This is a genomic window from Nocardia sp. NBC_00511, assembly GCF_045161165.1.
Classification (GTDB): Bacteria; Actinomycetota; Actinomycetes; order Mycobacteriales; family Mycobacteriaceae; genus Nocardia.
Window position 1 is genome coordinate 1628159 of sequence record NZ_CP107849.1, and the last position, 25223, is coordinate 1653381.

24 protein-coding genes are annotated in these 25223 nt (G+C 67.1%); 16 read left to right on the top strand and 8 right to left on the bottom strand.

Going from position 1 to position 25223, the window contains the following annotated elements; genetic code table 11:
• Position 1: 1 nt before the first annotated feature.
• The 3 genes from OG300_RS07765 to OG300_RS07775 are packed head-to-tail and all read right to left on the bottom strand — an operon-like array spanning position 2 to position 1327.
• Entirely contained in the window at positions 2 to 280 is a 279-nt protein-coding gene (locus tag OG300_RS07765) for a DUF397 domain-containing protein (RefSeq protein ID WP_405493611.1), read from the bottom strand.
• Positions 246 to 437, bottom strand: coding sequence for a DUF397 domain-containing protein (locus OG300_RS07770; protein WP_405493613.1), 192 nt, complete (start codon positions 435 to 437; stop codon positions 246 to 248). The genes OG300_RS07765 and OG300_RS07770 overlap by 35 nt, the downstream gene beginning before the upstream one ends.
• On the bottom strand, positions 434 to 1327 hold the full coding sequence (locus OG300_RS07775) for a helix-turn-helix domain-containing protein (RefSeq protein WP_405493615.1): 894 nt from the start codon (positions 1325 to 1327) through the stop codon (positions 434 to 436). The genes OG300_RS07770 and OG300_RS07775 overlap by 4 nt, the downstream gene beginning before the upstream one ends.
• 476 nt (positions 1328 to 1803) lie before the next feature.
• On the opposite strand from OG300_RS07775, the gene OG300_RS07780 reads away from it, so the two are divergent.
• Positions 1804 to 2202, top strand: a complete 399-nt coding sequence (locus OG300_RS07780) for a hypothetical protein (RefSeq protein ID WP_405493617.1) — start codon at positions 1804 to 1806, stop codon at positions 2200 to 2202.
• A 31-nt stretch (positions 2203 to 2233) separates the two neighbouring features.
• Here the strand turns inward: OG300_RS07780 and OG300_RS07785 are convergent, their stop codons facing one another.
• The gene (locus OG300_RS07785; protein WP_405493619.1) at positions 2234 to 4195 is read right to left on the bottom strand and encodes a gamma-glutamyltransferase family protein; all 1962 of its coding nucleotides are present in this window, start codon (positions 4193 to 4195) and stop codon (positions 2234 to 2236) included.
• Positions 4196 to 4458: 263 nt separating this feature from the next.
• Between OG300_RS07785 and OG300_RS07790 the strand changes: the two genes are divergently transcribed.
• Both OG300_RS07790 and OG300_RS07795 read left to right on the top strand, forming a co-directional pair.
• The gene (locus OG300_RS07790; RefSeq protein WP_405493621.1) at positions 4459 to 5928 is read left to right on the top strand and encodes an amino acid permease; all 1470 of its coding nucleotides are present in this window, start codon (positions 4459 to 4461) and stop codon (positions 5926 to 5928) included.
• Positions 5929 to 6168: 240 nt separating this feature from the next.
• Positions 6169 to 6669, top strand: a complete 501-nt coding sequence (locus OG300_RS07795) for a hypothetical protein (protein WP_405493623.1) — start codon at positions 6169 to 6171, stop codon at positions 6667 to 6669.
• A 69-nt stretch (positions 6670 to 6738) separates the two neighbouring features.
• Here OG300_RS07795 and OG300_RS07800 read toward each other — a convergent pair whose 3' ends face one another.
• Positions 6739 to 8406 (bottom strand): FAD-binding dehydrogenase, encoded by a 1668-nt coding sequence (locus OG300_RS07800; protein ID WP_405493625.1) that lies wholly within the window; start codon positions 8404 to 8406, stop codon positions 6739 to 6741.
• 104 nt (positions 8407 to 8510) lie between these two features.
• On the opposite strand from OG300_RS07800, the gene OG300_RS07805 reads away from it, so the two are divergent.
• The gene (locus OG300_RS07805) at positions 8511 to 9722 is read left to right on the top strand and encodes a winged helix-turn-helix domain-containing protein (protein WP_405498499.1); all 1212 of its coding nucleotides are present in this window, start codon (positions 8511 to 8513) and stop codon (positions 9720 to 9722) included.
• Positions 9723 to 9743: 21 nt separating this feature from the next.
• Here the strand turns inward: OG300_RS07805 and OG300_RS07810 are convergent, their stop codons facing one another.
• Positions 9744 to 10088: a hypothetical protein gene (locus tag OG300_RS07810; protein WP_405493627.1), complete on the bottom strand. Its 345-nt coding sequence runs from the start codon at positions 10086 to 10088 to the stop codon at positions 9744 to 9746.
• A 131-nt stretch (positions 10089 to 10219) separates the two neighbouring features.
• Positions 10220 to 10432 carry a hypothetical protein gene (locus OG300_RS07815; RefSeq protein WP_405493629.1) on the bottom strand — a complete coding sequence of 71 codons (213 nt, stop codon included), beginning with the start codon at positions 10430 to 10432 and terminating at the stop codon, positions 10220 to 10222.
• A gap of 101 nt (positions 10433 to 10533) precedes the next feature.
• On the opposite strand from OG300_RS07815, the gene uvrC reads away from it, so the two are divergent.
• The 10 genes from uvrC to kstD all read left to right on the top strand — a co-directional run bounded on the left by uvrC (position 10534) and on the right by kstD (position 22129).
• Positions 10534 to 12540: an excinuclease ABC subunit UvrC gene (gene uvrC / locus OG300_RS07820; protein WP_405493631.1), complete on the top strand. Its 2007-nt coding sequence runs from the start codon at positions 10534 to 10536 to the stop codon at positions 12538 to 12540.
• Between the two features lie 289 nt (positions 12541 to 12829).
• Positions 12830 to 13813: an RNase adapter RapZ gene (rapZ, locus tag OG300_RS07825; protein ID WP_405493633.1), complete on the top strand. Its 984-nt coding sequence runs from the start codon at positions 12830 to 12832 to the stop codon at positions 13811 to 13813.
• Positions 13810 to 14874: a uridine diphosphate-N-acetylglucosamine-binding protein YvcK gene (gene yvcK / locus OG300_RS07830; RefSeq protein WP_405493635.1), complete on the top strand. Its 1065-nt coding sequence runs from the start codon at positions 13810 to 13812 to the stop codon at positions 14872 to 14874. The genes rapZ and yvcK overlap by 4 nt, the downstream gene beginning before the upstream one ends.
• Complete coding sequence (whiA, locus tag OG300_RS07835) at positions 14865 to 15848, top strand: DNA-binding protein WhiA (protein ID WP_405493637.1); 984 nt, start codon at positions 14865 to 14867, stop codon at positions 15846 to 15848. Before yvcK ends, whiA begins: the two co-directional genes overlap by 10 nt.
• 217 nt (positions 15849 to 16065) lie before the next feature.
• Positions 16066 to 17085 (top strand): type I glyceraldehyde-3-phosphate dehydrogenase, encoded by a 1020-nt coding sequence (gene gap, locus OG300_RS07840; protein ID WP_405493639.1) that lies wholly within the window; start codon positions 16066 to 16068, stop codon positions 17083 to 17085.
• Between the two features lie 6 nt (positions 17086 to 17091).
• The gene (locus tag OG300_RS07845) at positions 17092 to 18303 is read left to right on the top strand and encodes a phosphoglycerate kinase (protein ID WP_405493641.1); all 1212 of its coding nucleotides are present in this window, start codon (positions 17092 to 17094) and stop codon (positions 18301 to 18303) included.
• A 3-nt stretch (positions 18304 to 18306) separates the two neighbouring features.
• The gene (gene tpiA / locus OG300_RS07850) at positions 18307 to 19092 is read left to right on the top strand and encodes a triose-phosphate isomerase (RefSeq protein WP_405493643.1); all 786 of its coding nucleotides are present in this window, start codon (positions 18307 to 18309) and stop codon (positions 19090 to 19092) included.
• 93 nt (positions 19093 to 19185) lie between these two features.
• Positions 19186 to 19611, top strand: coding sequence for a nitroreductase/quinone reductase family protein (locus tag OG300_RS07855; protein ID WP_405493645.1), 426 nt, complete (start codon positions 19186 to 19188; stop codon positions 19609 to 19611).
• Between the two features lie 195 nt (positions 19612 to 19806).
• Positions 19807 to 20400 carry a TetR/AcrR family transcriptional regulator gene (locus tag OG300_RS07860; protein WP_405493647.1) on the top strand — a complete coding sequence of 198 codons (594 nt, stop codon included), beginning with the start codon at positions 19807 to 19809 and terminating at the stop codon, positions 20398 to 20400.
• 49 nt (positions 20401 to 20449) lie between these two features.
• Complete coding sequence (gene kstD / locus OG300_RS07865) at positions 20450 to 22129, top strand: 3-oxosteroid 1-dehydrogenase (RefSeq protein ID WP_405493649.1); 1680 nt, start codon at positions 20450 to 20452, stop codon at positions 22127 to 22129.
• Between the two features lie 188 nt (positions 22130 to 22317).
• Here the strand turns inward: kstD and OG300_RS07870 are convergent, their stop codons facing one another.
• Positions 22318 to 23031, bottom strand: coding sequence for an SDR family oxidoreductase (locus tag OG300_RS07870; protein ID WP_405493651.1), 714 nt, complete (start codon positions 23029 to 23031; stop codon positions 22318 to 22320).
• Between the two features lie 124 nt (positions 23032 to 23155).
• Between OG300_RS07870 and OG300_RS07875 the strand changes: the two genes are divergently transcribed.
• Together OG300_RS07875 and OG300_RS07880 are read left to right on the top strand one after the other, a co-directional pair.
• Entirely contained in the window at positions 23156 to 24013 is an 858-nt protein-coding gene (locus OG300_RS07875) for a LysR family transcriptional regulator (RefSeq protein ID WP_405493653.1), read from the top strand.
• A 78-nt stretch (positions 24014 to 24091) separates the two neighbouring features.
• On the top strand, positions 24092 to 25210 hold the full coding sequence (locus tag OG300_RS07880; RefSeq protein WP_405493655.1) for a DUF5685 family protein: 1119 nt from the start codon (positions 24092 to 24094) through the stop codon (positions 25208 to 25210).
• Positions 25211 to 25223 lie beyond the last annotated feature (13 nt).

Below are 25223 nucleotides of genomic sequence, written 5' to 3' on the forward strand. Positions count from 1 at the left end.
ATCAGTCGTGCCAAATGTCACTGTCCAAGAAGGCATCCCATGCCGCGCCGGTGAACCAGAGTTCGGGGCCGCCGGGGTGCTTCGAGTCGCGCACCCCGACGCCAGCGTCACCCTGGAACACTTCGACGCAATCATTTGCCTTCGAAGATCGGCTCGATTTGTACCACTCCTGAACGGGCGGGTGACTGTTCACGCCGCGTACTCCTTCGCAACACGCAACACTGTGTGCTGGGTGTCTCGTGGTCTCAGTCGTGCCAAATGCCACTGTCCAGGAAGGCATCCCATGCCGCGCCGGTGAACCAAAGCTCGGGGCCGCCGGGGTGCTTCGAGTCGCGCACCCCGACGCGCAGGCCGTCTTGGTAAACCTCGACGCAATCGGCGGCGTTCGAAGATCGACTGGACTTGTACCACTGCCGAACTGGCGGTTGACTGTTCACGCCGCGTGCTCCTTCGCAACTCTCAACACCATGTCTCGGGTGTCGTCTTCAGACAACGCTACCGCTTGCAGCGCTGTGATCGCTGCCTGATATCGAGCCACAACCTCAGCCTGCTCGTGGTAGAGCGCCCCGACCGCGCCCTCGAGATAGACAACCGTCGGCTCGACCAAACCGCCTTCCAGGCGCGGGAATTCGAGCATGTGGAACGACTGGATCGCCAACCCCTGATGCGGACCGGCATCGAACGGGAGTACGCGAACGCTGATGTTGTCGCGGCTTCCGGCCTCCGCCAGCCAGTGCATCTGGGCCGCCATGACGGCGGGTGTGCCTGGCCGGTGGCGCAACACAGCCTCGGACAGGATCACATCGATCCTGAACCGACCATTGGTCAATTTGAGTTGTCGCCGTTCAGCCACTTCGATCCGACGTTCGACATTCACGGCCGACAGCCCAGGAACTTCCAAGCGAGCGAGTGCCCGGCGGTAGTCGGCAGTCTGCAACAAACCCGGAACCAGCACGAGCTGGTGCGCGACGAGGCGGCTGGCTGCCTCCTCTAAACGCAGGTAATGCGGGAAGTGTGACGCAAGCTGGTCCGAGTAGGGCTGCCAGAATCCCTTTGAATTTCCTTGCAGCTTGTCCTGTTTCGCCTGCTCTCTCACCTCGCCCCAGAGCCGCAGCGCCTCGGCGCGAACTTCGGGTGCCACCTTGTACAGGTCGAGTAGTTGACCTATCTGCGCCGTAGCAATCTTGGTCGGGATCCCGTCTTCCAGCCGCAGCAGGGTCTGCTTGGACGTCTCGATGTGCAGTCCCGCTGACAGGCCACTGACTTTCGCCCCCTCTCGGATCTGGCGGAGGAATTTTCCAAATGCTCTGCGGGAAACGGTGCTCATTTCATTAGCCTCGCTATCCGGGTTGGCACTTTTTGGACCGCCACAATCTGGACCTCCAACAGGATTTCACGGCCGGGCCATTTAGTGCGGCCAGTTGGAGGAATTCGGTGTCTACTTGACCCATAGCGCTAGGCGACTACCTCGGCCGAGTCTTCGCCATTCAGCAACCAGAGCAATTACCACAAAGGGGACATTCAAATGCTTTGGGAATCTTGGGCTTTCCTCATTCTTGTCATCGGCGGGCTGATCGCCGTGGTCGGCACGCTGGCGACCGATCTGCGCGGCAGCGATAGAGACAGCGGCAGACGCCAAGTTCGACCCGCCGCGTTCCGGCTCCAATTGTCGACTGGCAGCATCTATCCCGTTGCAGCGCGACCCGTACATGGCAAGCACCGTGTGGGCGGCCCAGCACGGGAGCACCGGCGATGACCGGCGTTTCCTCACGACTCGACCATCACCCCGTTTCGGCGTACCGGGTGGATCTGCGCTATCCGCACGGAGTTCGAGCGCTGCTGTACCCGCATCGCAACTGCATTGCCGGACCTGGACATTCCGCCAAGAGCTGCGGCCGCTTGCAACGGTTGCTCGAGATCGCCGCCCACAATGAATGGCATTGGGCGAAGCAGATAGTCGAGTTCGGACCGGACTGCACTGAAGTGGAGCAATACGGCCCACGCCTGAAGATGCTCGAACAGCACGCCGTCGCCGTGTACGAGAGTCCGATGACGCAGTCAGAGGCGATCGAGGCCACGGTGCGTCACCGCGACTGCGATCCGCCATGTGCCCGCGTTCAGGCCGCAGTGGAACGACTGACGGACGACTTCGGACCGAAACCCGCGACCATACTGCGCTTCCCGAGCCGCATCGACCTTTGAAATGCGGCCCGGGCCACTGCGGCTACCGGGTCTAGCGGGGCCCGCCGAGCACTGCGCCTTCACGGCGCGGGTCCGCGCCGCCGATCCAGCCGTTGCCGTCGCGGACCAGTGCCGACAAGCCGCTGGACTGGGCGTCGACGGAGACCTGATCGCCCAGGGCGCGTAGGCCCTGGACCAGGGCGTCGTGGCTGCCGCCGTCGGCGATGTTCACCGCCGGGTGTTCACCGCCGACACCGGTGATCGGGGTGTTGGAGGCGCCGAAGTCGATCATCGAGACCGCCTGCTGGGGGTTCAGGCCCCAATCCAGCATGGCTACCAGGGTTTTCACTACGAACTGGATGATGACCGCGCCGCCGGGGGAGCCGGTGACGTGGCTGAGGGGGCCGCGGGAGCCGTCGGGGTTGCGGTCGAAGACCAGGGTGGGGGCCATGGAGCTCCGGGGGCGTTTGCCGGGGTCGATGCGGTTGGCGATGGGGACGTTGTCCTTGTCGACCGGCTGCATGGAGAAGTCGGTGAGCTGGTTGTTGAGTAGGAAGCCGTCGACGAGATGGAAGGAGCCGAAGGCAGATTCGACGGTGGTGGTCATGGACGCCGCGTTGCCGTACTTGTCGACGATGGAGATCTGGCTGGTGCCGTGCTCGGGCTGCTGTGGCGCGTTGCCGAGCGGAACCGGGCCCAGGTCACCGGCTTTGGCGGTACCCATGCTGTGATTCGGATCGATGAGGCTCGCGCGCTGCTTCAGGTAGTTCGGGTCCAGTAGAGTCTGCGGCGAATTGCCCGGCAGTGGAACGAAATCGGTGTCGGCGATGTACTTGTCGCGATCGGCGTAGGCCAGCCGCTCGGCCTCGGCGATCAGGTGCACGGCCGCCGCCGTCGGGACGCCGCCATTGCGGGCGGCATCCGAATCACCGTCCAGGCCTGTGGGTTTCATCGACGCCAGATCGAAGTTCGACAGGATGCCGAGCGTCGACTCCACCGTGATGCCGCCGGAGGAGGGGTTCGGCATTCCGCAGATCTCGTGGCCGCGATACGGCGAGCACACCGCGGTGCGCTTCTTGGCCTGGTAGCCGGACAGATCCGCGGTCGAGATCAAGCTCGGGGTGCGACCACCCGAACTCGTCGTCGCCGCGTCCACGATGTCGGCGGCGATGGCCCCGGTATAGAAGGCGTTCGGGCCGTCCGAGGCGATGGCCGAGAAGGTCTTGGCCAGCGCCGGATCGGTGAGCGTGCTGCCCGCCTGCTTCGGGCTGCCGTCGGCATTGAGGAAGTAGCCGCGCGCGTTGTCGTCACGGGCCAGGTCGGGTGCGGACGCCGCGATCTGACTGGCCATTCGCGGCGAGATCTGGAATCCGTTGTCCGCCAGCGAGATCGCGGGGGAGAACAGGTCCCGCCAAGCCTGCTTACCGTGCTCGTTGTGTGCCAGCTCCAACAGTCGCAGCACCCCCGGAACGCCGATGGAACGCCCGCTGGCCTGCGGCTTCGGTTGCGGCGCAGTGTGATCGGTGGCGCTCACGTAGCGCAGATAGTCCTCGGTGGCCGCCGCGGGCGCGGTCTCGCGGCCGTCGTAGGCGTCCACCGTCTTGGTCGTGGCGTCGTAGTACATCAGGAACGCGCCGCCGCCGATCCCGGTGGCCTGCGGTTCCACCAGATTGAGCACGGTCTGCGCGACGATCAGCGCGTCCGCGGCGGTACCGCCGTCGCGCAGCACCTTGCAGGCCGCCTCGGTGGCAACGGGATTCGCGGTCGACACCGCGAATCCGCTGGTGCGCACCGGTTTCATCCCGGTGCGATACCCGGTGGCCAGTTCGGGATGCTCGGCCAGATTCGTGGAGTTCGAGCCGCTGGGCAGGCCCGAGGTGACCGGAGTTCCGTTGGGGGACACCGTGCACGACGCCCCGGCGTCGTCCGTCGAGGACGAGCAGGCGGTGACCAATCCCAGTAGCAGCAGCAGGGCGGCAGCGCCGCTCCCGGTCTGCCGTCGCAAGCGCCTCATGATCGGACTGTAAACCCGGGCCCGGTGATGAGCGCGGCTTTGACCCGCCACGGGTGGGGATTGTCCGGATATGCCGAGCCGACGGATACCTATGAATCATCGGCACTTTCATGGCAATCGCCAATAAATTGATCCCATGACCGACTCCACCGGGAGCTGTTTGCCCAAAATTCCCCTGTTCGGAGCGGCATTGCCACGCACAGCAAACCGCAAGGTACCCTCAGCGTGCCTCAACTCACGATTGCGGAGGGTTAACCCGGCGAATGACCGAGATCCGGACTAATGCCACCAACCTCAATGCCGAGGACAGCGGCTATCACAAAGCGCTGAAACCACGGCAATTGCAGATGATCGCCATCGGTGGCGCCATCGGCACCGGACTGTTCCTGGGCGCCGGAGGTCGCCTCGCCAACGCCGGGCCATCACTGTTCGTGGTGTACCTGATCTGTGGCATCTTCGTCTTCTTCATCCTGCGCGCCCTCGGCGAACTGGTGCTGCACCGCCCGTCCTCGGGCTCGTTCGTCTCCTACGCGCGCGAATTCTTCGGTGAGAAGGCCGCTTTCGTCGCCGGGTGGATGTACTTCCTGAACTGGTCGATGACCGGCATCGTGGACACCACCGCCGTCGCCACCTACCTGCACTACTGGGGGCCGTTCCAACCGGTCGCGCAGTGGCTGCTGGCGCTGGGCGCGCTGATCATCGTGCTCGGCATCAACCTGGCCTCGGTGAAATGGTTCGGCGAGATGGAGTTCTGGGCCGCCATGATCAAGGTGCTGGCCCTGGTCACCTTCCTCGTCGTCGGCACCGTATTCCTGGCCGGGCGCTTCGAGGTCGACGGCAAGAGCACCGGCCTGCGCATGGTCTCCGACGCGGGCGGCTGGTTCCCGACCGGCGTGCTGCCCCTGGTGACCGTCACCTCCGGCGTCGTATTCGCCTACGCCGCAGTCGAAATGGTCGGCATCGCGGCGGGCGAGACCGAGAACCCGGCTAAGATCATGCCGCGCGCCATCAACTCGGTGATCATGCGGATCGCGCTGTTCTACTGCGGCTCGGTGATCCTGCTGGCGCTGCTGCTGCCCTACAGCGACTACAAGTCCGGTGAGAGCCCCTTCGTCACCTTCTTCGGCAAACTCGGTGTGGCACACATGGGTTCGATCATGAACTTCGTGGTGCTGACCGCCGCGCTGTCGAGCCTGAACGCCGGACTGTATTCCACCGGGCGCATCCTGCGGTCGATGTCGATGAACGGCAGCGCGCCGAAATTCACCGCGCGCATGTCGAGTGCCGGTGTGCCGTACGGCGGCATCCTGCTGACCAGTGCCATCGCGCTGTGCGGCATCTGGCTCAACTACCTGGTGCCCTCGCAGGCCTTCGAGATCGTGCTGAACGTGGCCTCGCTGGGCATCCTCGCCTCGTGGGCGACCATCGTGGCGTGTCAGCTGAAGCTGTACTACTGGTGGCGCAAGGGGCAGGCCGAGCGGCCCGCGTTCCGAATGTTCGGCGCGCCCTACACCGGTATCGCCACGCTGATCTTCCTGGCCTGCGTCGTGGTGCTGATGGCATTCGACCATCCGGTGGGCACCTGGACGGTGGCCAGCCTGGTGATCATCGTGCCCGCGTTGGCCATCGGCTGGAAGATTGCCAGCCCGCGAGTGCTGGCCATCGCGAAAATGCGCGAGGGATATACCGGCGAATTCCCGGTGATTCCGCCGATCCCGATGGACGACAAGTAGTTTCCGGCTCCCGGAGGTAGACTGCGAAGCTGTCTCCGGACCAGCACTTTTCTACGGCCGCACGCGAAATCGCGTGCGGCCGTTGTGTGTTCGAGATCACTGTTTGCGCCGCGCACTATCGGTTGTGGCCATGGTCATAACTTTGCCAAGCGGATTGTCCGGAATCCGAACATTTGGTTAGCGTCAGGTGCTGCGCGTTCGCAGGGGGCGCGCAACAGGGGTTACTCGATGAGGAGTGCTGTGAGTTCGCACGCGGCCATGGTCGACGAGGTGGATATCTCGCCGGCGGATGTGGGAAACGCTGTTCCAGCCACGCTTTTCGAGCGGCTGCTCGGGGTGGTCCGGGGGCGTCGGCTGGACGGAACCGAGATCGACGTACCCGCCAAGGTGCGCGAAACCCAGTACGCGGCGCTGGCCGCGACGGGATTGGCGCTGCTGCACTGCGTGGTGTCCACGATGGGCGGGGTGAACTGCGTACTCGGCAGCATCGGTCACTTCTTCGCGGCCTGGGCGACCGGTGGCGTGGCACTGCTGTTCGCGCTGCGCTCGCGCTGGGTCTGGGCCGGGGCACTGGGTTTGACCAGTTTGCAAGCCTGCCACAGCATCTTCACCCTGGTCACCGACGATATGCCCGCGGGCGTAGGGCCGTTCACCGTCCTGCTGGCCATCATGGCCTCGGCCAGCGTGCTGGGTCTGCTGCTGCGCCGCGACGTCTACACCTGGTTCGCGCCCGCCGAATGACTCCGTTCCGCCCGGGCCTTCACCCGGGCGGAACGTAACCGTGTCAACCGAAATATGTTGCGGCCCCGGCTACTTCAGGCTGCGCCCCAGGGCGCGACCGGCGGCGCGACCGGAGAAGATGCAGCCGCCCAGGAAGGTGCCCTCGAGCGCGTTGTAGCCGTGCACGCCGCCACCGCCGAAACCGGCCACCTCACCCGCGGCGTACAGGCCCGGGAAGGCGCTGCCGTCGGGCCGGATCACCTGCGAGTCGAGGTTGGTCTGCAAGCCGCCCAACGTCTTTCGGCTCAGGATATTGAGCCGCACGCCGATCAGCGGACCGTGTGCCGGATCGAGGATCTTGTGCGGCGTGGCCACCCGGCCCAGCTTGTCGCCCAGGTAGCGGCGGGCATTGCCGATCGCCATCAGCTGGGCGTCCTTGCTGAACTTGTGCTCGACATCGCGGTCGCGCGCCACGATCTGGCGTTCGATATCGGCGGCGTCCAACTGCGGGCCGCGTGAGATCTTGTTCATCCCCGCGATCAGCTCGGCGAGATTGTCGGCCACCACGAAGTCGGAGCCGTGCTTCTTGAACGCCTCGATCGGTCCGGGCGCGCCCTTGGCCACCCGGCTCTTGAAGGTCAGCTTCAGATCCTTGCCGGTGATATCCGGATTCTGCTCCGACCCCGAGAGCGCGAACTCCTTCTCGATGATCGACTGGGTGAGAATGAACCACGAGTAGTCGTAGCCGGTCGCCAGGATCTGCTTCATGGTGGCGTTGGTGTCGAAACCCGGGAAAGCCGGTGCGGTCATGCGCTTTCCATTGGCGTCGAACCACAGCGACGACGGCCCCGGAATGATCCGGATGGCATGGTCGGGCCAGATCGGATCCCAGTTGTGGATGCCCTCGGTGTAGTGCCACATGCGATCCCGGTTCACGATGCGCCCACCGGCCTGCTCGGTGATGCCCAGCATGCGGCCGTCCACATGCGCGGGCACGCCCGAGATCATGTGCTCCGGGCACGGACCCAGCCGTTCGGTGGGCCAGTTGCGGCGAATGAGTTCGTGATTGTGGCCGATACCGCCGGAGGACACGATCACCGCCTTGGCGCGAATCTCGAACTCGCCCACCACGGTTCGTGAGGACGCGACACCGCGCTCGGCCTCGCTGGCCTCCAGCACCCCGCCGCGCACGCCGACCACCGCATCGTCCTCGACGATGAGCTCGTCGACCCGATGGCGGAACGCGAAGCCGACCTGCCCGCGCGCCTCGGCGGCCAGCACCGGTTCCTGGAACACCCGCACCACCTCCGGGCCGGTGCCCCAGGTCAGATGGAAGCGCGGCACCGAGTTGCCGTGACCGTCGGCGCTCTCACCGCCGCGCTCCGCCCAGCCGACCAGCGGGGTCACCCGCAGACCGAGCTCGTGCAGGTAGTCGCGCTTCTCGGAGGCGGCGAACTCGACGTAGGCGCGTGCCCACTGCTTGGCCCAGAGGTCCTCGTCCTCCTCGCGATCGAACCCGGCCGAGCCCATCCAGTCCTGCAGGGCGAGCTCGAGACTGTCCTTCACGCCGAGGCGGCGCTGCTCGGGGCTGTCGACGAAGAACAGCCCGCCCAGCGACCAGAACGCCTGACCGCCGAGGTTGGCGCGGTTCTCCTGATCCAGGATCAGGACCCGCTTACCGGCCTTGACCAGCTCGTGGGTGGCGACCAGACCGGCGAGGCCGGCCCCGACGACGATGACATCCGGGTTGTCGATCATGCCGTTTTCCTTGCGTCGTAGAAGTTCGATACACAAATGTATCGAAAAAGGATGTCGGTTGGGCATGGCATGGTTCGAGTGTGCCGATTTCCTCGACCGGTTCCATGACACACGCCGCGGCGCGTCGCACCGCGCTCGCCGCCCAGGGGTTCGCCGCCGCCCGTCCGGCCACCCCGCCGACCAGACGCACGCTGCTGCGGGTGCTCGAGCACACCCGGCTGCTGCAACTGGATTCGGTGTCGGCGGTGGTGCGCGCCCACTACGCCCCGGTTTTCAGCCGGATCGGGGCCTACGATCGCGCACTCCTCGACGAGATGGCCTGGGCGGACACCGCGCGACGACCGCGACAGCTCATCGAATACTGGGCGCACGAGGCCGCGCTGCTGCCGGTCGAGGACTGGCCGCTGATGCGCTGGCGGATGGCCAAGTACCGGCACGGGCGCTGGAACGGGATGCGCCAGGTGCTGGAACGCAATCCGGGGCTGGCCGACGACGTACTGGGCGTGGTCAAGGAATTCGGGCCGAGCACCGCGGGTGAGATCGAACGGCATCTGGAGCTGGATCGCCCACGCGCCAAGGACAATTGGGGCTGGAACTTCAGCGACACCAAGGTGGTGTGCGAGGCGCTGTTCGCGGCCGGGGAACTGACCGTGCCCAAAAGGGTTGGCTTCCAACGGCATTACGACCGCACCGAGAACGTCATCCCCGCCACCGTGCTGTCGCGCGAGGTGGATGAGGCCGACGCGGTGCGCGAGCTGGTGCGCCGGGCCGCCACGGCACACGGCGTCGGCACCGAAACCGATCTGCGCGACTACTACCGGCTGCATCGCAGCCAGACCGAGCCCGCCATCGCCGACCTGCTGGACGCGGGGGAGTTGGAGCGGGTCACGGTCGCGGGCTGGGACAAACCCGCTTACCGGCACGCCTCCGCGCGGACGCCGCGGACCGTGCGCGGCGCGGCCCTGCTGTGCCCGTTCGATCCGCTGATCTTCTTCCGTGATCGCACCGAGCGGCTCTTCGACTTCCACTACCGCATCGAGATCTACACGCCGGAACACAAACGCGTGCACGGCTATTACGTCTTCCCGTTCCTGCTCGACGGTGAACTGGTCGCCCGGGTGGACCTGCGTGCCGAACGCGGCACCGGGCGGCTGCTGGCTCCCGGCGTGTTCGCCGAGCCCGGCCACGCCACCGCACGCGTGGCGAACGCCTTGGCGGGGGCACTGCGGGAGATGGCCGACTGGCTCGAACTCGAGACGGTCGAACTGGGCGAAAAAGGCGATCTCGCAACGCTTCTGCGGCGCGAGATCGCCTGATCCGACTAGCGGGCGGACGGGTCAGAACGGCCCATCGGTGTACGCGTTGAGCACGTAGCCCTGCTTGCCGTCGCCGGTGCACTCGATGGTCATCGGCATCAGCGGTCGCGGCGAGTCACCCACGATGTAGGTGGGGGACTGGTAGCCGTTGCCGAGCTTGCGGGCGCCCACACACTCCACCACGGCGGCGTACCAGGTGTCCGCCGGGCAGGTGAAGGTGGCGGTGTCGAGCGTCCGGTCGATGCGGCAGACCTGATCGGCGTGCGCGGCCGGAGCACCGGCCAGGCTGATCAGGGTGGTCGCGCCGATACCGAGTGCGGAGACGATCGCGAAGGATCGGCTGCGCGGGTGGAGATGGTTCGTCATCAAACAAGCTCCCTCGTCAACGGACAGATCTTCAACAGTTCGCCCCCATACTGACCGCGCGAACCGCTGGGACCGGGAACCTCGCGGAGATCGGGTTTCCGGCGTGGCGTGTCCGTCGCGGCGCGCGGGAGTCAGGCGACCAGCAGCCGGGCCGTCGAATTCCGCACCGGCCCAGCACAGACCAGCACCGGCGACACGTGCTTCAGATAGTCGCCGGTGACGAGGGTGGCCCCGGCCTCGGTGTCCGCCTCGGCGGGGATGGACAGCGCGACCAGTGCGGCGGCGGCCAGGCACACGGCTCCCGCGAGGGCGAGCGAGCGGCGGCGCAGACGGAGGCGGATCATGACGTTCCCTTCTTCGAACTGATCTTGTCGATACTTCGTCGCCGCGCGGGCCGTGGATGGTCCGGAATTCGAGTGTCGGAGGTACTGACTAACCTGGACGGGTGGCAGATCCCGCGACGTACCGGCCCGCGCCGGGCACCATTCCCGTCGAACCCGGCGTCTACAAGTTCCGGGACAAATTCGGGCAGGTCATCTACGTCGGCAAGGCGAAAAGCCTGCGCAGCCGGTTGAACTCGTACTTCGCCGACATCTCGTCGCTGCATCCGCGCACCCGCCAGATGGTCACCACCGCCGCCGGTGTCGAGTGGACCGTGGTCTCCACCGAGGTGGAAGCGCTACAGCTGGAATACAACTGGATCAAGGAATTCGATCCGCGCTTCAATGTCCGCTACCGCGACGACAAGTCGTATCCGGTGCTGGCGGTCAGCCTCGGCGAGGACTACCCGCGGGTGTTCGTCTACCGGGGTGCGCGCAAGAAGGGCGTGCGCTACTTCGGCCCCTACGCCCACGCCTGGGCCATTCGCGAGACCCTGGATCTGCTGCTGCGGGTGTTCCCGGTGCGCACCTGCTCGGCGGGAGTCTTCAAGCGGCACAGTCAGATCGGGCGGCCGTGCCTGCTCGGCTACATCGACAAGTGCTCCGCGCCGTGCATCGGGCGGGTCAGCGCGGGCGAGCACCGGCAGATCGTCGACGACTTCTGCGACTTCCTCTCCGGTAAGACCGACCGCCTGGTCAAGCAGCTCGAGCGGCGCATGCTCGACGCCTCCGACGAACTGGACTTCGAACTGGCCGCCCGCCTGCGCGACGACGTGCAGGCGCTCAAGCGCGCGCTCGAGAAGCAGGCCGTGGTGCTGGGCACCGGCACCGACGCCGACGTGGTCGCCTTCGCGATCGACGAGCTGGAAACCGCGGTGCAGATCTTCCATGTGCGTGACGGCCGGGTACGCGGTCAGCGCGGCTGGGTGGTCGACAAGTCCGGTGACGCCATCGACGCGGTCGGTACGGAGGGGGAGCTGGCGGCCCTGGTCGAACAGTTCCTGACCCAGTTCTACGGCGAGCAGACCTCGGTCGCCGAGCAGAGCGGCGAAGACCAGCCCGGTGCCGTGGTCCCGCGCGAGGTGCTGGTCCCGGCGCTGCCCAACGATGCCGAACAGGTCCAGCAGTGGCTCTCGGACCTGCGCGGATCGGCGGTGCAGTTGCGGGTGCCGCAGCGCGGGGACAAGAAGGCCCTCGCCGAGACCGTGCAGCGCAACGCGCAGGAATCCTTGGCGCAGCACAAGCTTCGCCGCGCGGGGGATCTGACCGCGCGCTCGGCCGCGCTACAGGAACTCCAGGACGCCCTGGAATTGGACAGCGCCCCGCTGCGCATCGAGTGCGTGGACATCTCGCACGTGCAGGGCACCGACGTGGTGGCCTCCCTGGTCGTCTTCGAGGACGGACTGGCCCGCAAGTCGGAGTACCGGCACTACGCCATCAAGGAGGCCGCCGGGGACGGCCGCTCCGACGATGTCGGCAGCATCGCCGAGGTGACCCGGCGGCGCTTCGGCAAGCTGCGCCGCGACCTCGACGCCGCCGAGGCCGCGGAGCTCGAGGCGGCCGAAAGTGGTTCGGATCCAAGCGAATCCGGCCTTCCGGGCATTGATCCTAAAACGGGCAGGCCGCGCCGCTTCGCCTATCCGCCCAACCTGTATGTGGTCGACGGCGGCCAGCCGCAGGTGAACGCCGCCGCCGAGGTGCTCGACGAACTCGGCATCACCGATGTGGCCGTGATCGGCCTGGCCAAGCGCCTGGAAGAAGTCTGGGTCCCCAACGAATCGGACCCGGTGATCATGCCACGCACCAGCGAGGCGCTCTACCTGCTGCAGCGGGTGCGCGACGAGGCGCACCGCTTCGCCATCACCTTCCACCGCTCCAAGCGGTCGCGGCGGATGACGGAGTCGGCGCTGGATTCGGTGCCCGGACTGGGGTCGGCGCGAAAGACGGCTCTGGTCACGCATTTCGGATCGGTGGCCAAGCTCAAGCAGGCTACGGTGGAGCAGATCATCGAGGTCCCGGGCATCGGGGTGGCGACGGCCAAGGCCGTGCTCGCCGCGCTGCAGGCCCAATAGTCGTTGCTTCTGGTGCAACCTGGTTGCGCCGGACCGGCCGCGCCGCCGCGGGCTCGCGCTTAGAGACCGTTCCGGCCGTACTGCCGGGTCGGTAGCCACCGGGTTCGGCGAGTCGGTTCGGGACTTACCGGGTAGAGTGCGACACGCCGAGCGGAAAAATTGCGACACGCCGTGTGTGCAGGTCGGGAGCGGAAATCACAGCTGTGTTGCGCTCCCGCCGTGTGCCTGCCGTGGTTTCACCCATCGGTGCAGGATGATCGAGGGACCCCCAGACACGAACCGGTAGGACATGACGCGCGTCGAAGCCAGTACTGATACGGCCCAGAACAGCAATGACAACCGCACAGGTCACCCACAGCCGACGGCTCGGCGCTCGCGCCCGGCCCCCGAATCCACCCCGGTGGAAGTCGTCATCGTGACCGGCCTGTCCGGCGCGGGCCGCGGCACCGCCGCCCGGGTCCTCGAGGACCTCGGCTACTACGTCGCCGACAACCTACCGCCCGAGCTGATCGTCCGGATGGTGGAGCTCGGCGAATCCGCGGATCCACCAGTCCGCAAGCTCGCACTCGTGATGGATGTGCGTAATCGGTTCTTCACCGGGAATCTCGCCGCGGTGAGCGAACAGCTGCGCGCCGCGGGCGTGCGTACCCGCATCCTGTTTTTGGAAGCCTCCGACGACGTCCTGATCAGGCGTTTCGGATTCGCCCGGCGGCGGCATCCGCTGCAGGGCGAGAGTGCCGACGGCACTTTGACCGCCGGTATCGCGGCCGAACGCCGTCGCCTCGACACCGTCAAGACCGCGGCCGATCTGGTCATCGACACCACCGCGCTGTCGATCCATCAGCTGCACCGCAAGTTGGAGGAGGCCTACGGCGGCGACGCCGCGGCGGTCCTGCAGCTCACCATCCAATCCTTCGGATTCAAATACGGCGTACCACTGGACGCGGATATGGTGCTGGATTTGCGTTTTCTGCCCAATCCGCATTGGGTGCCGGAACTTCGCGAGAAAACCGGGCAGGATGCCCCGGTCAGCGAGTATGTGTTGTCGCGCCCGGGTGCCGAGGATTATCTGGGCACCGCGCGGCATCTGGTCGACCTGACGACCGAAGGCTACCGCCAAGAGGGGAAGCGATACATGACCGTGGCAGTGGGCTGCACCGGCGGTAAACACCGCAGTGTGGCGATGGCGGAAGCGCTGGGCGACGCCCTGGGCTCGAGCGATGAGCCGGGGGACGTGGTGCGCGTCGTGCACCGGGATCTGGGGCGAGAATGAGCGCGCGCGAGACGAATTCGGGCCGGACCGCCGATCAGGCGATCGTCGCACTGGGCGGCGGGCACGGACTGTATTCGACATTGACGGCGATCCGCCGTCTGACCCACGAGATCACCGCGGTGGTCACCGTCGCCGATGACGGCGGCTCGTCGGGACGCCTACGTTCCGAGCTCGGCATGCTGCCGCCGGGCGATCTGCGAATGGCGCTGGCCGCCTTGGCCGAAGAGCCCGACGGCAGGTGGGCGCGGACCCTGCAGCACCGCTTCGGCGGCACCGGCGCACTGGCCGGGCATTCGGTCGGCAATCTGATTCTGGCCGGTCTCACCGAGGAGCTGGGCGACCCGGTCGCCGCGCTCGAGGAGGCCGGCAAGATCCTCGGAATCACCGGCCGGGTACTGCCCATGTCGCCCATCGCGCTGACCATCGAGGCGGATGTCTCTGGGCTGGAAGGCGATCCGCGCGTGAGCCGTTGCATTCGGGGTCAGGTGGCAGTCGCGACCACGCCCGGCAAGGTGCGCCGGGTGCGGCTGATTCCGTCGGATCCACCCGCCTGCACCCAGGCGACCTCGGCGATCGAGCACGCGGACGTGGTGGTGCTGGGTCCGGGAAGCTGGTTCACGAGCGTCATTCCGCACGTGCTCGTGCCCGATTTGCACGAAGCTCTGTTGCACACCCGAGCGCGGAAAGTGCTGGTGCTCAACCTCGCTGCCGAACCGGGCGAAACGGCCGGATTCTCCGCGGAGCGGCACCTGCATGTATTGTCCCAGCACGCACCGGATTTCACAGTCGACCATGTTCTGGTGGACTCCGGTTCCGTACCCGAGGGTAGAGAACGCGAACATCTGGCAAGAGCTGCCGAACAACTGCGAGCGCGAGTAACCTTCGCTGATGTCGCCGAGGCGGGGACGGACCGGCACCACCCCGGAAAGCTTGCCGCCGCACTGGATCAGGTGATCCGGCAACCTCGGCCGGAATTGGCAGGGCTTCGAGTCGAAGGACGTCATATGGGCCAACACGTGCGGTCCGGGTTGGGTGGAAAGGAGCGCGTCTCGTGGCGATGACAGCGGAAGTGAAGGACGAGCTGAGCCGACTCTCTGTATCACAGGTGAGTTCGCGCAAGGCGGAACTGTCCGCGCTACTGCGGTTCGCCGGTGGATTGCACATCGTCGGCGGTCGGGTGATCGTCGAGGCCGAGGTGGACATGGGTTCCATCGCGCGTCGGTTGCGTCGAGAGATTTTCGAGCTGTACGGCTATGGCTCGGACGTGCATGTTCTCGGTGCTGGTGGGCTGCGTAAAACCTCCCGGTACGTAGTAAGGGTTTCCAAGGAAGGCGAGGCGCTCGCGCGCCAGACCGGATTGCTCGATGTGCGCGGCAGGCCGGTGCGCGGGTTGCCCGCGCAGGTGGTCGGCGGCAGCATCGGTGATGCCGAAGCCGCTTGGCGCGGAGCGTTTCTCGCGCACGGCTCGCTCACCGAACCCGGGCGCTCCTCGGCGCTCGAGGTGAGCTGCCCCGGCCCCGAGGCGGCTCTCGCCCTGGTGGGCGCCGCACGGCGGATGGGCATCTCGGCCAAGGCCCGCGAGGTGCGCGGCACCGACCGCGTGGTGGTGCGCGACGGCGAGGCCATCGGCGCCCTGCTCACCCGCATGGGTGCGCAGGACACCCGGCTCACCTGGGAGGAGCGCCGCATGCGGCGCGAGGTCCGGGCGACGGCCAACCGCCTGGCCAACTTCGACGACGCCAACCTGCGTCGTTCGGCCCGGGCCGCGGTGGCCGCGGCCGCCCGCGTGGAGCGCGCGCTGGAAATACTGGCCGACGATGTACCCGACCATCTGGCCGCGGCGGGCAAGTTGCGCGTGCTGCACCGGCAGGCGTCACTGGAGGAACTCGGTCAGCTGGCCGACCCGCCGATGACCAAAGACGCTGTGGCGGGCCGTATTCGGCGATTGCTGTCGATGGCGGACCGCCGTGCCAAGGAACTCGGCGTCCCCGACACCGAATCCGCCGTCACCGCAGAGCTGCTCGAAGAGGCCTGATTCACGCACCAGCGGTACGTGATTGCTATCGCAGCCTCGAATAATCCCGTCCGGAAGCGCCGCAACCCCCTGGGTGGCGGCGCTTCTCGGCGTATGTGACGTTTGTGAACAGTCCGAGGTTTCACCGTGGCGGGGGCGTGTCCGTGATGTTTCCGTAACAGGTCTAGGGTTATCGGAGCAACGGAAACGATCCGCTTGAAAGCTGAGGAGCGAAAACGTGACTGTCCGGGTAGGGATCAACGGCTTCGGCCGCATCGGGCGTAACTTCTTCAGGGCGGTCGAGGCGCAGAAAGCCCTCGGCACCACCGACATCGAAATCGTGGCGGTCAACGACCTGACCGACAACAAGACGCTGGCGACCCTGCTCAAGTACGACTCCATCCTCGGGCGTCTGCCGCAGGACGTCTCGCTCGACGGCGACGAGACCATCGTGGTCGGCGACCAGCGCCTCACCGCCCTCGCCATCAAGGAGGGCCCGGCGGCCCTGCCGTGGGGCGACCTGGGTGTCGACGTGGTCGTCGAGTCCACCGGTATCTTCACCGACGCGACCAAGGCCAAGGGCCACCTGGCCGCCGGCGCCAAGAAGGTCATCATCTCCGCGCCCGCCAAGGGCGAGGACATCACCATCGTGATGGGCGTCAACGACGACAAGTACGACGGTTCGCAGAACATCATCTCGAACGCCTCGTGCACCACCAACTGCCTGGGTCCGATTGCCAAGGTGCTCAACGACTCCTTCGGCATCGAGCGTGGTCTGATGACCACCGTGCACGCGTACACGCAGGACCAGAACCTGCAGGACGCCCCGCACTCGGATCTGCGTCGCGCCCGCGCCGCCGCGCTGAACATCGTGCCCACCGGCACCGGTGCCGCCAAGGCCATCGGCCTGGTGCTGCCCGAGCTGCTCGGCAAGCTCAACGGTTACGCGCTGCGCGTGCCGGTTCCGACCGGTTCGCTCACCGACCTCACCGTGGACCTGGCTCGCGCCGCGTCGATCGACGAGATCAACGCCGCCATGAAGGCCGCCGCGGACGGCCCGATGAAGGGCATCCTGAAGTACAACGTCGATCCGATCGTCTCCTCCGACATCGTGACCGACCCGCACTCCTCGATCTACGACGCGCCGCTGACCGCAGTCATCGACAACCAGGTCAAGGTCGCCTCCTGGTACGACAACGAGTGGGGCTACTCCAACCGTCTGGTCGACCTCATCGGCCTCGTCGGCAAGTCCCTCTAAGCGCCGATGACGATCAAGACACTCCAGGATCTGCTGAACGAGGGTGTCGAAGGGCGGGGCGTACTCGTACGCTCCGACCTGAACGTTCCCCTCGATAACGGCACCATCACCGATCCGGGCCGCATCATCGCGTCGGTTCCCACCATCAAGGCGCTGGTCGAGGCCGGCGCGAAGGTGGTAGTCACCGCGCACCTGGGTCGCCCCAAGGGTGAGCCGGATCCGAAGTTCTCCCTCGCGCCCGTGGCCGCGCGCCTCGCCGAGGAACTGGGCCGCAACGTCCAGCTCGCCGGTGATGTCGTCGGCCAGGACGCGCTCGCCCGCAGCGAGGGCCTCACCGACGGTGATGTGCTGCTGCTGGAGAACATTCGCTTCGACGCCCGCGAGACCAGCAAGGACGAGGCCGAGCGCGCCAAGCTCGCCCGGGCCCTGGTCGAGCTGGTCGGCGACGACGGCGCGTTCGTGTCCGACGGTTTCGGTGTCGTGCACCGCAAGCAGGCGTCGGTCTACGACGTGGCCAAGCTGCTCCCGCACTACGCGGGCACGCTGGTCGCGGCCGAGACCGAGGTGCTGAAGAAGCTCACCGAGAACACCGAGCGGCCTTACGCCGTCGTGCTGGGTGGTTCGAAGGTCTCCGACAAGCTGGCCGTCATCGAGGCGCTCGCGCCGAAGGTCGACACGCTGGTCATCGGTGGCGGCATGTGCTTCACCTTCCTTGCGGCGCAGGGACTCTCGGTGGGCACCTCGCTGCTGCAGGAAGAGATGATCGACACCTGCAAGGGTCTGCTGGACAAGTACGCCGACGTCATCCACCTGCCGGTGGACTTCGTTGTGGCGGACAAGTTCGCGGCCGACGCGGACTCGAAGGTGGTCTCCGCCAACGAGATTCCCGACGGCTGGATGGGCCTGGACATCGGTCCGGAGTCGGCCAAGCGTTTCGCGGCGCTGCTGACCGAGGCCAAGACGGTGTTCTGGAACGGCCCGATGGGCGTGTTCGAGTTCGAGAAGTTCGCCGACGGCACTCGCGCTGTGGCGGAAGCGATTTCGGTCGCGACCGGCAAGGGCGCGTTCACCGTGGTCGGCGGCGGCGATTCGGCCGCGGCCGTGCGCACGCTGGGCCTGCCGGACGAGGGCTTCTCGCACATCTCCACCGGCGGCGGTGCGTCGCTGGAATACCTGGAGGGCAAGGAACTTCCGGGCCTTTCGGTTCTGGAGGACTGAACCATGGCACGTAAGCCTTTGATCGCCGGCAACTGGAAGATGAACCTCAATCACCTCGAGGCCATCTCCCTGGTGCAGAAGATCGCTTTCGCCCTGCCGGAGAAGTACTTCGACAAGGTCGACGTCACGGTGATCCCGCCGTTCGTCGACCTGCGCAGCGTGCAGACGCTGGTCGAGGGCGACCGGCTGCTGCTCACCTATGGCGCACAGGACGTTTCGACCCACGACGAGGGCGCCTACACCGGCGAGATCAGCGGTTCCATGCTCGCGAAGCTGGGCTGCTCGTTCGTCGTGGTCGGCCACTCCGAGCGTCGCCAGTACCACCTCGAGGACGACGCCACCGTGCTGGCCAAGGCCAAGCAGGCGCTCAAGTTCGGCATCACGCCGATCGTGTGCATCGGCGAGGGCCTGGGCATTCGTGAGTCCAAGACCCACGTCGAGTACAACCTCGAGCAGCTGCGCGGCTCGCTCAAGGGCCTGACCGCCGAGGAGATCTCCAAGGTCGTCATCGCCTACGAGCCGGTCTGGGCCATCGGCACCGGCAAGGTCGCCACCCCGGCCGACGCGCAGGAAGTCTGCGGCGCGATCCGCAAGGAGCTCGCCGAACTGGCGAATCCCGAAGTGGCCGCCGGTGTTCGGGTCCTCTACGGCGGTTCGGTGAACGCCAAGAACGTCGGCGAGCTGGTCGGTCAGACCGATATCGACGGCGCGCTGGTGGGCGGTGCCTCGCTCAAGGGCGACGAATTCGCCACCCTGTCGGCGATCGCCGCCGGTGGTCCGCTGCCGTAGGGCGTATCGGTGTGACAGCCGTAATCCGATCATCGTGAGCGAAAGGGCCGGGCATCCGCGGGATGCCCGGCCCTTTGCGACAGAATGGTCTGCATGACCGATGACTGGAATACCAACATCATCAAGGAGTTCCGCGCCAATGAGGGGCGGGTGGGCGGCCCGTTCGAGGGCGCGCCGATGATCGTGGTGCACCACCGCGGCCGCAAGAGCGGTCGCGAGCTGGAGATTCCGCTGATGTACATGGCGGACGACAAGGACGCGAACCTGTACTACATCTTCGCCTCCAAGGCCGGTGCGCCGACGCACCCGGAGTGGTACCACAACCTGATCGCCGCCGGTGACACCACCGTGGAGATCGGGACCGAGACCTTCCCGGTGCAGGTCAGCGAGGTGACCGGCGCGGACCGCGACACCATCTACACCGAGCAGGCGAGCCGCTACCCGGGTTTCGCCGAGTACGCGGAGAAGACCGCGGGCATCCGCACCATTCCGGTGCTGGCGCTGCGTCGTAACCGATAGTTTTCCAGCCGGACGCCGGGAGGCGTTCCGCGACTGTTTCGATGAACCCCGTGCAGCAGGCTGCGCGGGGTTCATCGTGTCCGGGACCGAGGATTGCCAGGTCGTCGCCCGCTTTCACAGATTTGTCGACATCGGCTTTCGTCTTGACAGTAACTCCCATATAGGGACAAACTGTCATGGACAGAGGAGGTTCGAATGTCCTTGCGGGAGCGGCAACGTCGGCAGGTCCGTGACGAAATCCAGCGCGCGGCATACGCATTGTTCGCCGAGCACGGTTTCGACGCCGTGACGACCGAACAGATCGCGGCCGCGGCCGGGGTCTCGGCCAGCACCTACTTCCGGCACGTCCGCAGCAAGGAGGACCTGCTGCTGGAACCGGTGCGCGAGGGCGGCCAGGGCATCGTGGCGCTGCTGGAGGCCCGACCGGCCGCCGAGGCCGCGGATATCGCTCTCGCACAGGCGATCCTGACCCGCTCCACCGCGCGCGCGGTGACCGAGCTGGAACAGTGGCGCAGCGCGTTCGCGACCGCCCCGCACCTGCTCGACCGGGTCGCCCTGATCGAACCCGAGCATCGCGAACGCCTCGTCGAGCTTGTCGCACAACGCATGTCACGCGATCCCGAGCGTGACAGCACCCCCGGCCTGCTGGTGCACCTGATGCTCGCGGCCGCGGAATTCGGATACCTGCGGTGGCTGCGTTCGGCGCACCACCGGGAGATGTCGCTGGCCGTCTGTGTCGAAGGAGCACTCGACGCAGTCGCCGGCGCACGCTGGCGGGCCGACGACTGAAATCGCCGGTCCGCCAGGCTGATCGACACAAGAGAACATGGAGTACGACATGCAGCAGGACGGTTCAACCGCCGAGACGGTCGATGTGATCGTCGTGGGTTCGGGTGCGGCGGGCATGGCCGCCGCCATCACGGCGGCACGACAGGGACTCTCGACCGTACTCATCGAAAAGGCCGGGCACTGGGGCGGTTCCACGGCCCGCTCGGGTGGCGGCGTGTGGATTCCGGGCAACTCGGTGCTGACCCGGGACACCCCGGGCGACGATCCGGAGACCGCCCGCACCTACCTCCACGGCATCGTCGGGCCCGGCGTGGACCCGGCGCGGATCGACACCTACCTCGATCGTGGCCCGGAGGCCTTCGACTTCCTGGCCGCGCACGCGCCGCTGGACATGCGGTGGGTGCCCGGCTACTCCGACTACTACCCGGAGGCTCCCGGCGGACGTTCGGCCGGGCGGTCGATCGAACCGAAGCCGTTCGACGGCAGGGCACTCGGGGACGAGCTGGCCAATCTGGAACCGGATTACGCGAAGGCCCCGAAGAACGTGGTGGTCACGCAGGCCGAGTTCCGGCAGCTGCACCTGGGACTGCGCAACCCGCGCAGCGTGACCAGTGCAGCGGGCATCTTCGGCCGCTGGGTGGCCGGGTCGGTGCTGCGGCGCCACCTGCTGGCCCGCGGCCAGGCGCTGAGCGCCATGCTGCGCCTGGGTCTGCGATCGGCGGATGTGCCGGTGTGGCTGAACACTTCGCTCGTCGAGCTGTGCGAGCAGGACGGTCGCGTGACCGGTGCGGTGATCAACCGCGACGGCCGCGAGGAGGTGATCACCGCGCGTCGCGGCGTCATCATCGCCGCGGGCGGTTTCGAGCACAACGACGTGATGCGCAAGCAGTACCAGCGCGATCCCATCGGCACCGACTGGACGGTCGGCGCGGCCGCCAACACCGGTGACGGCATCCGCGCGGGCCAAGCCGTCGGCGCGGCAGTCGAATTCATGGACGACGCCTGGTGGGGTCCGTCCATCCCGCTGCCCCGCGAGGCCTGGTTCTGCCTGGCCGAACGCAATCTGCCCGGCAGCGTCATCGTCAATGCCCGCGGTGAGCGCTTCATGAACGAATGCCTGCCCTACGTGGAGGCCACCCACCGCATGTACGGCGGCGAGCACGGCCAGGGCAGCGGCCCGGCCGAAAACCTGCCCGCCTGGCTGATTTTCGACCAGCGCTACCGCAACCGCTACCAGTTCGCGGGCGTCCCCCCGCGCCAGCCCCTGCCCGGCCGCTGGTTCAAATCCGGCGCCCTCACCCGCGCCCAGACCCTCACCGAACTCGCCGACCGCATCGAAGTCCCGCTCGAGCAGTTGACCGCGACCATCAACCGCCTCAACGGTTTCGCGGCCACCGGCCGTGACGAGGACTTCGGCCGCGGCGAGAGCGCCTACGACAACTACTACGGCGACCCCCGCAACCACCCGAACCCCAACCTCGGAGCCCTCGACAAGGCCCCCTTCTACGCCGCGAAACTGGTCCCCGGCGACCTCGGCACCAAGGGCGGCCTGGTCACAGACATCTCCGGACGCGTACTGCGCGAGGACGATTCGGTGATCGAGGGCCTCTACGCCGCGGGCAACGCCAGCTCCCCGGTCATGGGCCACACCTACGCGGGCCCCGGCGCCACCATCGGCCCCGCCCTGGTCTTCGGCTACCTGGCCGCCCTGCACCTCGCGGGCAAGTAGCCCGCGAGCGCCCCGCGAGCATCCGACTGTGGCCGGACTTGCTCGCGGGGACATGGCATCCGGTGCGTTGGCGCGCTCCGGTTGTCGGTGCCTGATGCCCTGCGTGGCCTTCGTGGATCGAGTTCCGGTTGCCCCGCAGCCGTTTTCGGATGAGTCCGGATTCGACTGCGAGGCAGCGGGTTGCGCTGTCACGCCAGCACAGCGCCGCCGTCCAACGGCAGGATGGTGGCGGTCGCGTGGGGCTGGGTGAGGAAGAACAGGAAGGCCTGGGCGATGTCGTCGACCTCGGCGACGCGGTGCAGCGGGGTGGCGGCGGCCGTGTCGGCGAAGAACTGTTCGCGCAGCTCCTCCGGGAAGTTCCACAGCGGGGAGCGGACCACGCCCGGCATGACCGCGTTGACCCGGATCGGCGCGAGTTCCACCGCGAGGGCGCGGGTGAGTGCCTCGATCGCGCCGCAGACGCTGGAGGCGACCGAGGAGCCGGGCACTGGGCGCGGGCTGGCCGTACCGGTGGTCAGGGTGATCGATCCGTCGACGCGCAGGTGCGGGGCGGCGGCCTGGACGGCGGCCAGGACGCCGAAGTAGCGCAGTTCGAAGAACTTCCGGGCCGCCTCGAGGTCGAGATCGGCGACGGGGGACAGGAGCAGGGGTTCGCCCGCCGTGTACACGAGGTGGTCGAAGCCGCCCAATCCGTCGAAGAGGTCGCGGACGCGGCCGGTATCGGTGAGATCGGCGACCAGACCGGTGGCCTCGGGCAGGGTGGCGAGGGCGTGGTCGACATTGGCCTGGCGGCTGGAGACCACGGTGACCTTCGCACCCTGTCCGGCGGCGGCCGCGGCGACCGCGTAGCCGATGCCGGTGGTGCCGCCGAGGATGACGATCTGCTGTCCGTCGAGAGACATGAGCTTCCTTCCGGGATGCCGTGCGCGGCGGGAATGCCGTGCGCTGTATGCCTGTCCACCTTGGGTTTCGCGGGTGCCTGCCGTCCAAGACCTATCGCGGCGTCTGTAATACCCTGGAGGCATCATGAGTGATGTGGATCTGCGGAAGCTGCGCTACTTCGTCGCCGTGGCCGAGCACCTGCATTTCGGCCGGGCCGCCGAGGAGCTGTACATCGCGCAACCGGTGCTGTCGCGGCAGATTCGCGCACTCGAGGAGGAGTTGGGCGCGCGTCTGTTCGCCCGCGATCGCCGCGGCACCGAGCTGACAGCGGCGGGAGAGCAGTTGCTCGCCGACGCCCGGCCGCTACTTGCGAACGCGGAAGCATTGCGACGCAGGGTGATTCGTGCCGCCACGGGCGTCGACACGTTCACCGTGGGATTCATGCCCGGCCTGATCGTGACTCCGGCCGTGCGGGCGTTGACCGATCGGCATCCCGGGCTCACCGTCGAATTGGTGCGAACCGGTTGGTTCGACCAGGCGGAAGTCGTCCACGACGGCCGCGTCGACGTCAGCGTCATGCGCGAACCCTTCGACGCCCACGGCCTCACGGTGCTCGCGCTGCACACCGAACCCCGCGTCGTCGTCTTCTCCGCCGAGCACCGATTCGCGGGCAAGGAGCTGGTGGACGTCGCGGACCTGTCCACCGACCACCTGCTGCAAGACCCGGACCTGGTCCCCGAATGGCGTGCGCTGGCAACCGAATCCCGCGTCGCCGACCGCGCCACGCCGCCGGTGTTCCACTCGGTCGAGGAGAAACTCGAGCATGTGGCCGCCGGGCACGGCATCATCTTCCTGCCGCTGTCGGTGATGACCTTCTACACCCGCCCGGACATCGCGTACGCGCTGGTCCCGGATATCGCGCCGAATCAGGTGAGCGTGGCGTGGTCCGCCGAGCGGCCGCACCCGCTGGCCGCGGAGTTCGCCGCCCTTGCCGCCCAGTGACATTCGATCGCGGCGTGTCGCCCCCGGCGATCTCGATTCTCGCGGCCGAATCCGCGAACAGCGGTTACCGTCGATAGGATGTTCGGCATCATCCGCCCCTGCCGTCATCGGCTGGGCGAGGAACTCGGGCGGGCCTGGTTGGCGCAACTGTGCGGGATGTGTCTCGCGCTACGCGACGACCACGGCCACAGTGCCCGCATGGCAACGAATTACGACGGGCTGATCATTTCGGCCCTGGTGGAGGCGCAGTCCACCGCGCCACCCACCCGGCGCGCCGCCGGACCGTGCGCCCTGCGCGGTATGCGCCGCGCCGACGTCGCCACGGGTGACTGCGTGCGCCTGGCGGCTACGGTCTCGCTCGTCCTGGCCGCGGCCAAGGTTCGCGATCACGTCGAGGACGGCGACGGTGTGGTCGGCACGATCGCGTTCCGCCCCGCTGCCCGTCGGATCGCGCAACGCTGGACCCGCCAGGGCGAATCCACCGCCGCCGGACTGGGTTTCGACACCGGTGTGCTGCTGACCGCCGTCGACCGGCAGATCGAACTGGAGGCGGCCGCGGTGCTCGGCACGCCGCTGTTGCTGCTGACCGAACCGACCGAGACCGCCACGGCCGCCGCCTTCGGTCACACGGCGCTGCTGTCCGGTCGTCCGAACAATCAGTTCGCGCTCACCGAGGCGGGCCGATTGTTCGGCCGTATAGCGCATCTCGTGGATGCGGTGGAGGATCTCAGCGAGGATCTCGCGCACGGCAAGTGGAATCCGCTGGTGGCCACCGGAACCGAGATCGATGAGGCCAAGCGTCTGTGCGTCGACGCGCTGCTCGGCATCGAATTGGCTTTGAAAGAAGTGGAATTCACCGATGATCGGCTGGTGCACCGGCTGCTGAAGCACGAGCTGCGCCGTTCGGTGGGCCGCACGTTCGGCGGCCATCGCGAGGAGTGCGCCAACCGGGTGGCCATCGCCGAGCCGACCGCGCGCTGGCGGCGTCGGGGCTATCGGGATCAGGGCCCGTGGGGTGCGCCGCCGCCGGGATACGGTCCGCCGCCGGGCTATTACGGTGGCGCGCCGCGCCGCCGGAGCTCCTGCGTGCCGTTCTGCGAGGGCATGGCGTGCTGTGCCTGCTGCGACTGCTGTGACGACTGCATCTGCTGCGGCGAAGGCTGTTGCTGCTGTGAGGAATCCTGCTGTGATTGCTGACCGCGGCGGACGG